Raw genomic sequence first — 10,631 nt, 5'->3', positions numbered from 1 at the left:
CGCTTCAACCCATTCAAGGGACCCGACACCAGCAATGATGTCAGGCGGGAACCGGACTGGCAAACCAGAAAAATACAAGCATAAAGTAGTACAAACACACTCTTGAGTTCTCAAACCACCACACACGGCACGACCCAGGAAACCATGAAAACCAGGGAACCAGGCGCCGACCGGCAGCAAGGGAATAACCTACACCACAACCCCGCCCAACGCAAACCCAACCCCAACCAACACCACCAAAACCACTGAAAACACAACAAAACAACGGCGTGTCGCAAACAGCCTGCCGAGCGCTCAAAAATGGTCGCGACCAGAAACGAGGCGGTTGGCAGGATGTCAATCCACAGGGCTTTGGATCCGATACGGATCTGATCTATGCCCTGTCCGGCTCGAGCCCCTCCATGAATCCTTCGTCACGCGCCTTGGCGATCCAGCGGCCGGCCGTGGCCTTGCTGATCGAAAATGCGCGCGCCACCGCCTCGTGCGCATCGCCTTCCCCGTATCGCGCCGCGCAATACACGCGCGCCGTGTAGATCAGGTCCAGACGGGATGCACCGCGACGCGATGCGCGCGGTTGCCCAACACCATGCCAGGATTCCCACCGAGGCCCGCCATCCTCCGGCTCCGGTCCCCTGTCACGCAGGATCCACTTGCCGATCACTCTGCGCTTAAGACGCTCGACAGGCACCTGACGCAAGGCCAGTCCATCGATGCCGGCGGGATCATGTCCGTCATCCACTGCGCCGAATGCGAGATGTGAAACGGCGAAATCATCGGCATCGAGCGCATATGCGACGGTGATCGACTCAATCACAAGGCCGGATGCGCTCTCCACAGGCAAATTGAATGCGGCCATGCTGGTGGGCACCCAAAGATCCGCGCCGATATGCCGCATCTGCCCCGGTTCGTCAGGATCGAGCGTGGATCCGGTATCCAGACCGTCCGCAAGACCCGCGACATGTGCACGCAGCCACGCGACGCGCGCATCATCAGGCTGGGCAACAAAAGCACTCATAGCTTCATTCTACATTGAATAATCAATGATTCTTCCATATTCATTTTGATGCTCATTCTCATCAAGGTCCGCTAGAATGACGGACGTTTGCATACAGGAAACGCACGGGAAGGCTTGCCATGGGACTGATCGTTTGGCTGATCCGCGCGATATTCGGACCGTCGGAGCATGCGCGGCAAACCGCGTCTGACCGTGCCCACGCCCGCACCCGCGCCACACGCAAAGCAGGCCGGCAGTCTCCTTCCGGACATGCCCGATCCACCACAACAGCAGCCCGGGCGGCAGCCCTACCAACGCCCAGCGGCTCCGCATCCCATTCCGCCCGGCCAAGACTCAAGGCCCATCCCCGGCCGTCCACGGCAAGACTCGATGCAGCACGCAAAGCGATCGGCGCCATCGAGGGCCACGATTTGAGCGACGAGCAGGTCTCCGCCATCGCCGGGGCCGGACGCAACACGCTGGTGCTCGCCGGAGCCGGGACAGGCAAGACCACCACGATCAACGGGTACGTGACATGGCTGATCAACACCGGGCGCGCCAAACCGGATGAGATCCTCACGCTATCGTTCACCCGCGCCGCCGCGCAGGAGATGGCCGAACGCATCCACGCGCAGACCGGGCATCGCGTACAGGCCCGTACGTTCCACAGCCTGGGGTTGGAGATCTGCCGCCGATCGTCGTCCGGCCCGGTGCGTGTGGCGGACGCCGGCCGCCTGTCGCAGGCGATGCAGCAGACGTTCGCAACCCTGCAGACGCAGGACATGGTCTACCGCCGTCTCGTGCTGTCGTTGATGCCTTCGCCCGCGGCCGCCAAATTGCGCGAATGGGCACGCGAGCCCAATGCGGGCATCCCCGCCGACCCCCTGTATGCGACGCACGCATCCAAGCTGATCGACACGGCGCAGACCATCATCCGCCACATGCGCGCGAACGGGCTTACGCCGGATGCGCTGCGACGTCTCAACCGGGCACGCGGAGGCCGATCGCAGGACCGCAATGAGGCCATGATTCGTCTGATCACGCCCTTGTACGCCGACTATATGCGACTGCTGGAGGAGCATCACAGCGTCGACTTCCCCGGCATGATCGCCCAGGCCGTCGATCATGTGCGCTCGGGCCGGTACAGGCACGCGTTCCGCTACGTGCTGGTGGACGAATACCAGGACATGTCACAACCCCGATACCAGCTGCTGCGCGCGCTGAGGGAGCAATCGGATTTCAGCCTGTTCTGCGTCGGCGACGACTGGCAGTCGATCTACCGGTTTGCGGGCGGAGACGTGCGGCTGATCCTCGATTTCGACCATGCATGGGCCGATTGGGGGCTCACCAGACTGTTCCACATCACCGTCACACGCCGGTTCAAGCAGAGTCTGATCGAAGCGAGCGGACGATTCGCGATGGCCGATCCCCACCTGTATGCCAAGCAGTTGACCGGCCCAAACCCGGATGCTAGGGATCATTCGATTAAGGCCCTGGGCGGCGCGGATGGGACGGAACTGTTCGAAGCGCTCACCGGGCAGCTGGCCAAACTGCCCAAACGCGCCACGGTGCTGCTGCTTGGCCGATACCGCACCGATCTGGATCTGATCCGCCGCAATGACCGCAACCGCCTATTCGTCCCCGCACAGGGAACCGAGGATGGCGACGATGGCCGTCTGACCTTCGCGGATCGCCCCGATCTGGACATCACGTTCATGACCGTGCATCGGTCGAAGGGCCTGCAGCGCGATTTCACGTTCCTGCTCAACTGCTCGGGAGGCGCAAAGGGATTCCCGAGCGCGATCCCGGAGGAGCCGGCGATCGGACTGCTGCTGCCCGAAGCGGAATCATTCCCCGATGCGGAGGAGCGCCGACTGTTCTATGTTGCCATGACCCGCTGCAGGAAAAAGCTGTTCCTTCTGGTGGACACGACCCGCCCATCACGATTCGTGTACGAACTGCGCGCCTACTGTCCCAACGCATTACGGGGTGTCAAGCTCGCCCCGCAATGTCCCAACTGCGGCGAAGCCCTGACCCTGCGAACGGCCGACGGGGACCCGTCCCGCTCCTTCTGGGGTTGCAGCGCCTGGCCCGCATGCGCGTTCACCCGCAACGCCCGGTAGACCGCAATCGCAGGTCTCCGGGCGACGGCTCATACGCAAACGGCTCTTTACAGGTGCAGCGTGGTGCTGCGCGGCGCGGTTTCCGCGATGACGCGGCCGCGGCGGATGCTGTAGAGGACCTCCGCGTGCTCGTTGAGCGCATTGTAGAAGTCCGGGGCGTCCAGAACGATCAGACTGGCCGGCCTGCCCACGGCGATGCCGTACTCGTTCTCCGGTACATTGAGAGCCTTGGCGCCGTTGACGGTCGCATACCGGTAGGAGTCCATGATCTGCCCGTATCCCATGAGCTGGGCGGCGTAAACGCCCATGTGCACGGCGTCGAGCATATTGCCGGCGCCGAGTGGGCTCCACGGATCGCGGATATCGTCCTCTCCGAACGCTACGTTGACGCCGGCCTCGCTGAGCTCCTTGACGCGGGTCAGCCCGCGGCGCTTGGGATAGGTGTCGAACCGGCCGCCAAGGTGCATGTTGACCAGCGGATTGGACACGAAGTTGACGCGCGACATCTTCAGCAGGCGGAACAGCTTGTACGTGTAGGCGTCGTTGTAGGAGCCCATGGCGGTGGTGTGGCTCGCGGTCACTTTGGAGCCGAGGCCGGTTTCCAGGGCGAGCGTGGCGAGCACCTCGAGGTTGCGAGAGGAGGGATCGTCGATCTCGTCGCAGTGCACGTCGACGAGACGGCCGTATCGCTCGGCGAGATCCACAAGGAAGCGGAGCGATTCGACGCCGTAGTCGCGGTTGAATTCGAAGTGCGGGATGCCGCCCACCACATCGGCGCCCTCCCTGACGGCGCGCTCCATGAGCGACTTGCCGTCGGGAAACGAGAGAATGCCCTCCTGCGGGAAGGCGACGATCTGTAGGCTCATGAAGGGCTCGACCTCGTCGCGCACCTCGAGCATGGCATGCAGCGCGGTCAGGTCGGGATCCGTCACATCCACGTGGGTGCGCACGTACTGGATGCCGTGGGATGCCATCATCTCCAATGTGCGCCGGGCGCGAGCCTTGACGTCCTCAACGGACAGGGACTTCTTGCGCTCAGACCAGATGCGGATCCCGTCGAACAGGGTGCCGGTCTCGTTCCACTCGGGCTCCCCCGCTGTCAGGGCGGCATCTAGATGGACGTGCGGGTCCACGAAGGGCGGCAGGGCGACGCCGCCGCGGCCATCGATCACGGTGTCGGAGGCCTGCGGGACAAGGTTCGGCCCGATCCCGGCGATCAGGCCGTTCTCGACACGGATGTCGGAGCTGTCCGGGGAGTTTTCGATGTGGACGTTGCGGATGAGCATGATCCGGTCCTTTCCGGGACGCCGACGCCGTATGCGGAGGTCGGCGGATGCGTGGGTGGTGATTTCAGAAAAAAGCGTACGCCCCGCGGGAACGCATTGAGCAGTGCAGCGGTTCCGCAGGGCGCATCATGTGAGATTCGGCGATGGCTGGCGATCAGTCGAGCGCCGCATTGGTCTCGGAAAGCGAAGTGGCCTTGGCGAGCGCATAGTAGACGAGGCCGGAGGTGAGGATGCCGAACAGCCAGGACAGGTCGACGCCTCCCATCGCAGCCGCGGCGGGGCCCTGCAGCAGGCTGCCGTAGCTGAACATCCAGTTCATGAACAGGCCGGCGAAGAACGCCACCAGGGACTGCCAGCGAACGACCGGGATGCCGTCGGAGCCGGGTCGACCGAGCACGGAGGTGAAATCGTCGCGCATGCGTTCGACCACATGGAAGTGGACGAACATGACGCCGGCCCATACGGCGGTCCAGCCGGCCACGGCGGACAGCCAGCCATCGAGCGTGTTGCCGATGTCGTTGAGGCTGAGGAACAGGCAGACGCCGAACCAGGCGAACACGCCGACGAACACGTTGAGGACGCGGCGGTTGACCTTCAGGTCAAGACACTGGACGGACAGGGTGAAGCTGTAGATGTTGAGGATGTTCGTGGCGATCGGGCCGTGGAGCACCAGCAGAAGCACCGGGATGGCGAGCGCGCCGAAGTTGTCGACGATGAGCTGGCCGGGGTCGATGCTGCCGGACTTGGTCGCGAGGGTCGCGCCGAGCAGACCGAGCCAGACGACGGGGACGAGCTGGCCGAGGGAGCTGGCGGCGAACAGCTTGCGCTTCGGCACGCTCGTGCTCACGAAGCGGGAATAGTCGCATGCGTAAGTCAGCCACGTGAAGCCCCAGCCGATGCCGATGGCGGTCATCACGGAGGAGATGGCGGCGATCTTGTCGGTTCCGGTACCGGTGAGCGTGCCCGCGTAGTTCCAGTCGATGCCCATGAAGCCCCAGGCGGCGATGGTCATGGCCAGCAGAATCGCCACGGTGGGCGGCACGGTCCACTTCTCAAACGTGGAGATGGCCTTGTATCCAAACAGGGAGACGATGACCTGGATGACCATGACGAACGCGCCGATGCCGGCCTTGAGGGCGAAGTGGCCCTCGATGGAGTCCACGAGACCGACCTTCATGAGCAGGGCGGTCACCAGATCGAGCACGACCCACGTGTTGATGGCGCACCATCCGACGACCACGATCGCCTGGATCGCGGAGGGCAGGTAGTTGCCGTAGCGGCCGAACACGCGGCGGCCGAGGAGCATGGCGGTCAGGCCGGTGCGCTGGCCGAGCAGGACCATGACGCCGAACACGGACATGCCGATGAGGTTGCCCACGAGGATGACCGCGAACGTCTCCCACAGGCCCAGGCCCATCTGCACGCCGAGCGCGCCCAGCAGCCAGTTGATCGGGGCCACGTTGGCGCCGAACCAGGTCCAGAACTGGCCCCACAGGCTGGTGGTCTTGGCCGATTGCGGGACCGCCTGCAGGAAGTCCTCGCAGTTCGCATCCGTACCGTCGGCGGATGGCGCCGGGCGCAGCGAGGCATCCGCGACATCCTCGCCGATCTTTCCTATAGCGACTGCACTGCTCATGATCGTCACCTTCCTATTCGTTGGTGACTGTCACGATCCGCCGCGTCGTTTTCGCATCAGTGAAGCGACTGTTAAGACCATGCAACAGTCGTGTTGACGTTTCGTCAATCGCCGATCATTGTCCATTCCTGCGAGCGGCGATCAGACGGGCGACGGTAAGCAAGGAATTCCAAGCCTTGTGATCGCGCTGCTCGATCCCCGTAAGTTCCGTCACTTTGTCAAGTCGGTTGTACAGCGTCTGACGTTTGACACCAAGACGGGTACACGCCTCAGTTTTGGATCCGTCGCTTTCGGCGAGCACACGAAGCGTGTCCACGAGCATGGCGTCACCGGGCAGCAGACGGCCCGCGATCTGGCCGATGAGCATGTCCACGGCGTCATCGGTGCGTTCGATGTCCAACATCCGGCTATACACGCCATCGTTCAACGGTGTGATGTGCCCCCAGTTCGGCTGACCGTGGGCGACCGCGTACCTGACCATCGTCAGTCCGTTGAGCAGCCCGGCGGCCCCGGTCGTGGCCACGCCGGCGAGAACCCACACATCGAGGGACAGGAACGTGGTGAGCAGGGTTCGGCAGCTTTCGTTGAACCCCGCGCTTGTCGCATATGCGTCATCGGACAGGAAACAGCCATATATGGCGTTGCCTTCCATCAGGAACAGTACGTCGGTGCGACCGTTCTCGCCATCGTGCCGCGCCTTGTCGCGCAGTTCGGCGGCAAAGCGCGGGATGCGTATGCCGGGGGCCGAGAACACCAGGGCGAACACGAAGCATCGTGATCCCTTGAGGAATCCGAGTGCGCCCATCATCTCCTCAGACTCGACGATCTCCGCATCTTTGGCGCTTACGCCGTCACGGGCCCCTGCAAGCAGCTTCATACGGATCTTGAATTCAATGCTCTGGGGGATGAACGAGGGCAGACAGCGGTCGAGCTCAGCGCGGATGACATCGCGCACGGGCAGACCGATGATGCTGAACCGCTGGGAGACACCGACCGTGGCCACGGTCACGCCGCCTGATCGCACCGAAATCATCAGAAACGACCATTCCCTCCACAGGTCGGCCAGCGCCTCGCCATCCATACCGGCGGACGCGACGATGCCGCAGTCCGTACCGAAGATGACAATCGGCTCCCCCAGCACGCGGTACAGCACGGACGCCACGTCGCTGGCCGATGCGGCATCGGCCAATCTACGCCGTAATGAAGTGGACAAAGTGTCCATCTCGATGTTGGCCAGCATCTGTTCACGCACGATTCTGGTATTGATCTCCTGACACAGGTCCACAAAAGGCGCGCGTTTTCGCATGCCGATGACCGGCAGGCCCCTGGAGTCGGCCTCGCTGACGATCGCGCTAGGCACGTCCCTGAAGTAATCCACCAGCTCGATGGCCAACCCACTCACGCCGGCGTCCGCCAACGCATCGATGTAGCCTTGCAATGCCGCATCGTCCAGCGCCGCCAGAGAACTGCCCTCGATGATCAGCAGCTCACCGCCGGACAGGAACTTCGTCACGTCGTAGCGCTCCTGTGTGTACGCCCAACGAATCTCATGATCCAGTCCCGCCCGACCCGCGGCGATCAAGGGGTCGCACTGGCGGAACACCGGATCGCGGAACACATCCCACATCGTTACTGACATGACAAAACGTCCAATTCATCTCAGAAAGCCAACGTCTTCACTTTACACAGCGGCAACCGCGCATGCCGATACTGGCAGCCATCACGGCAATGCAATCCTTGATTACGGGAGATGATCGCAATGGCATCCGAAAGCGCAGCCACGCTCTACACCAACGCACGATTCGCAGGCAGCGACAAGCCCCAGGAGCTGCTCGTCGAGAATGGCTTATTCGCCGCCATCGGCGAGGATCTCGACAAGAGCCTGCCCGCCCAGGGCTATGACCTGTCCGGCGTAAAGACGGTGGATCTGGGAGGCAAGCTGGTCAGCTCGCCGTTCTGCGACACGCACCTGCACCTCGACTACGTGTTCACCGCGCGCAAGCCCGGAGCCGTCAACGAAACCGGCACTCTGTTCGAGGGCATCCAACGGTGGAGCGACACGAAGTCCGACCTGACCGTGGATGAAGTCAAGGAACGCGCCCGCAAGGCCGTGGCCATGGAGGTGCATCATGGCGTGCAGTACATCCGTTCCCACGCGGACGTGACCGATCCGAACCTCACCTCCCTCAAGGCGCTGCTTGAGCTCAAGGAGGAGCTGAAGGACATCGTCACCATCCAGATCGTGTCCTTCCCCCAGGAGGGCATGTACTCATACAAGGGTGGCGACGAGCTGGTCGAGGAGGGCCTGAAGATGGGTGCCGACTGCGTGGGCGGCATTCCCCACTACGAGACCTGCCGCGAGTTCGGCGAGCGTTCCATGCACAAGGTCGTCGAGCTGGCCGCCAAATACGGCAAGCTCATCGACGTGCACTGCGATGAAACCGACGATCCGAACTCCCGCTTCGTCGAGCTGCTCAGCGCCCTCGCGTACGCGGAGGGCATCGGCGAGATGACCACCGCCAGCCACACCTGCTCCCTTGGATCGACCGACAACAGCTACTTCTTCCATCTGACCAAGCTGCTCAAAGCCGCGAAGATCAACTTCGCATGCGCCCCCACCGAGAACCTGTATCTGCAGGGCCGCCAGGACACGTTCCCCAAGCGCCGCGGCATCACCCGCGTCAAGGAGCTCACCGACGCCGGCATCAACGTGTCCCTAGGCCAGGACTCCATGCAGGACCCGTGGTACCCGCTGGGCAACGGCAACATGATGATCATTCTCGACTACGTGCTCCATCTTGCGCAGATGATGAGCTTCCCCGAGATCGACGACGCGCTCAAATTCCTCACCATCAACGGCGCCACCACCATGCATTTGCGTGACCAGTACGGCCTCGAGGTCGGCAAGCCGGCGAACTTCATCGTGCTCGACGCGCCCACCGTCTTCGATGCGGTCTATGAGCGCTGCGGCATCCTGCGCTCCGTGCGCAACGGTCGGACCCTGTTCACCAGCAAGACCACGATCGATTCGGAGATTCCGCTGCTCAGGTAACGTTGCGAACGCCGATCGGCATCATGCGCTGCGGGTAGCGATTCAGGAAAATCATCATAGTCGATTTTGATGGCAAAAATACTTCAGAAATCGGTTATAATCGATTTCTGTAGATCATGGGCATAAGGAATCGATTATGGTTTGCCGGTGATCGGAAGGAGTTCCGCATGATCGAACGTCCCGCATATATGGATCGGATCCGCCCCTTCATCGGCAAGAACATCATCAAGGTTCTTGTGGGAGCCCGGCGATCCGGCAAATCGACACTGCTCAAGCTCATCAGGGAACAGCTGCTGGCCGATGGTGCCCCGGAACGCTCCATGCTCCATCTGAACTTCGAGTCAAGCGCGACCGCCGGCATCAGGAACGCCGACGACCTCGTGGGGTACGTCGGTGAGCGGCTGGGCGCGGTTGATGGGCCCATCCGCCTGTTCCTCGACGAAATCCAGGAGGTGGAGCACTGGGAGAAGGCCGTGAGATCCTTCATGGTCGATTACGACGCCGACATCTACCTAACCGGTTCGAATGCGCGCATGCTTTCCAGCGATTTGGCCACTTACATCACCGGCCGATACATCACCATCGATGTGTACCCATTCTCGTTCGCGGAGTTCCTTGCAGCGTACCGGCAATCAGTCGGCCCGATCGACGAGCGTGCCGCGTTCAGGCGATACGTGACGCAGGGGGGATTCCCCTTCCAGACCGATCTGGCGTTCGATCAAGCGGCCGGCATGCAATATCTCAGCGACCTGTTCTCGACCATCCTGTTCAAGGACGTCGTCCGCCATGCCGGCGTTAGGGATGCGGATGCCTTGGAACGGGTCGTTCGCCATGCCATCGGCGAGGAGGGGCATCTCATTACCGTTGCGAACATCGCCGCCTACATGAAGAGCGAGCAGCGCCGGATATCGGCCGAGACGATCGCCAGCTATCTCGATGCCGCATGCCGGGCGTTCCTGATCTATCGGGTCCCGCGCGAGGACGCAGTGGGCAAGCGCGCGCTGAAGATCAACGAGAAATACTACGTGGTCGATCAGGGACTGCGCGGAGCCATAGGGCTCGACAACGCCACCGCGATCGATCAGGTTCTGGAGGGCATCGTCTACATGGAGCTTCGACGGCGAGGATACGATGTCCGCGTGGGCAAAGTGGGCGGCAAAGAGATCGACTTCATCGCCCGGTGCGGCGGCGAGACCGCCTACTATCAAGTCTCATACCTCGTCGGTTCGCAGCAGACAGCGGATCGTGAATTCGGCGCATTCGACGGCCTCGACGACAACTGGCCCAAATACGTTCTCAGCCTGGACGAATTCCCGCAGACGCGCGATGGCATCCGGGGCGTGAACATCATAGACTGGCTGCTCGAAAAGCGCGGTGAATAGCGGGACGGGGCGCGTTCGCGTTCCGAATATGAAAAAGGCCCGGAGGGCAAACACCCTCCGGGCCAAACAAAGAAATATTGCGGCGGCGTGCTACTCTCCCACACCCTATCGAGTGCAGTACCATCACCGCGCCAGGCCTTAGCAACCGGGTTCGGAAA

Annotated in this window: 7 protein-coding genes; 3 read left to right on the top strand and 4 right to left on the bottom strand. The window is 62.3% G+C overall.

Going from position 1 to position 10,631, the window contains the following annotated elements; genetic code table 11:
* Positions 1 to 373: 373 nt before the first annotated feature.
* Positions 374 to 1,015 (bottom strand): hypothetical protein, encoded by a 642-nt coding sequence (locus EMO90_RS11915; protein ID WP_150355120.1) that lies wholly within the window; start codon positions 1,013 to 1,015, stop codon positions 374 to 376.
* Positions 1,016 to 1,425: 410 nt separating this feature from the next.
* On the opposite strand from EMO90_RS11915, the gene EMO90_RS11910 reads away from it, so the two are divergent.
* Positions 1,426 to 3,117 (top strand): UvrD-helicase domain-containing protein, encoded by a 1,692-nt coding sequence (locus EMO90_RS11910; protein ID WP_223849869.1) that lies wholly within the window; start codon positions 1,426 to 1,428, stop codon positions 3,115 to 3,117.
* A 47-nt stretch (positions 3,118 to 3,164) separates the two neighbouring features.
* On the opposite strand, the gene codA is transcribed toward EMO90_RS11910, so the two are convergent.
* From codA to EMO90_RS11895, 3 genes are all read right to left on the bottom strand, one after another.
* Positions 3,165 to 4,403, bottom strand: coding sequence for a cytosine deaminase (gene codA / locus EMO90_RS11905; protein WP_150355122.1), 1,239 nt, complete (start codon positions 4,401 to 4,403; stop codon positions 3,165 to 3,167).
* A 154-nt stretch (positions 4,404 to 4,557) separates the two neighbouring features.
* Positions 4,558 to 6,039, bottom strand: coding sequence for a purine-cytosine permease family protein (locus EMO90_RS11900; protein ID WP_150355123.1), 1,482 nt, complete (start codon positions 6,037 to 6,039; stop codon positions 4,558 to 4,560).
* 115 nt (positions 6,040 to 6,154) lie between these two features.
* A complete protein-coding gene (locus EMO90_RS11895; protein ID WP_150355124.1) occupies positions 6,155 to 7,678 on the bottom strand; it encodes a PucR family transcriptional regulator in 1,524 nt (507 codons plus the stop codon).
* A gap of 120 nt (positions 7,679 to 7,798) precedes the next feature.
* Here EMO90_RS11895 and EMO90_RS11890 point away from each other — a divergent pair, with 120 nt between their 5' ends.
* Together EMO90_RS11890 and EMO90_RS11885 are read left to right on the top strand one after the other, a co-directional pair.
* Positions 7,799 to 9,091, top strand: coding sequence for an amidohydrolase family protein (locus EMO90_RS11890; RefSeq protein WP_223849870.1), 1,293 nt, complete (start codon positions 7,799 to 7,801; stop codon positions 9,089 to 9,091).
* A 167-nt stretch (positions 9,092 to 9,258) separates the two neighbouring features.
* Positions 9,259 to 10,473 (top strand): ATP-binding protein, encoded by a 1,215-nt coding sequence (locus tag EMO90_RS11885; protein WP_190972124.1) that lies wholly within the window; start codon positions 9,259 to 9,261, stop codon positions 10,471 to 10,473.
* Positions 10,474 to 10,631 lie beyond the last annotated feature (158 nt).

Origin of the sequence: Bifidobacterium vespertilionis, from assembly GCF_008698145.1 — a bacterium.
In the GTDB taxonomy this organism is placed as follows: domain Bacteria; phylum Actinomycetota; class Actinomycetes; order Actinomycetales; family Bifidobacteriaceae; genus Bifidobacterium; species Bifidobacterium vespertilionis.
Note: the sequence above shows the minus strand (reverse complement) of the source record. Positions and strands in the feature narration are given on the sequence as shown.

Excerpts from the sequence above, each read along its gene's own strand:
- EMO90_RS11915 (WP_150355120.1), bottom strand. The coding sequence starts at position 1,015 with ATGAGTGCTTTTGTTGCCCAGCCTGATGATGCGCGCGTCGCGTGGCTG.
- codA (WP_150355122.1), bottom strand. The coding sequence starts at position 4,403 with ATGCTCATCCGCAACGTCCACATCGAAAACTCCCCGGACAGCTCCGAC.
- EMO90_RS11900 (WP_150355123.1), bottom strand. The coding sequence starts at position 6,039 with ATGAGCAGTGCAGTCGCTATAGGAAAGATCGGCGAGGATGTCGCGGAT.
- EMO90_RS11895 (WP_150355124.1), bottom strand. The coding sequence starts at position 7,678 with ATGTCAGTAACGATGTGGGATGTGTTCCGCGATCCGGTGTTCCGCCAG.
- EMO90_RS11890 (WP_223849870.1), top strand. The coding sequence starts at position 7,799 with ATGGCATCCGAAAGCGCAGCCACGCTCTACACCAACGCACGATTCGCA.
- EMO90_RS11885 (WP_190972124.1), top strand. The coding sequence starts at position 9,259 with ATGATCGAACGTCCCGCATATATGGATCGGATCCGCCCCTTCATCGGC.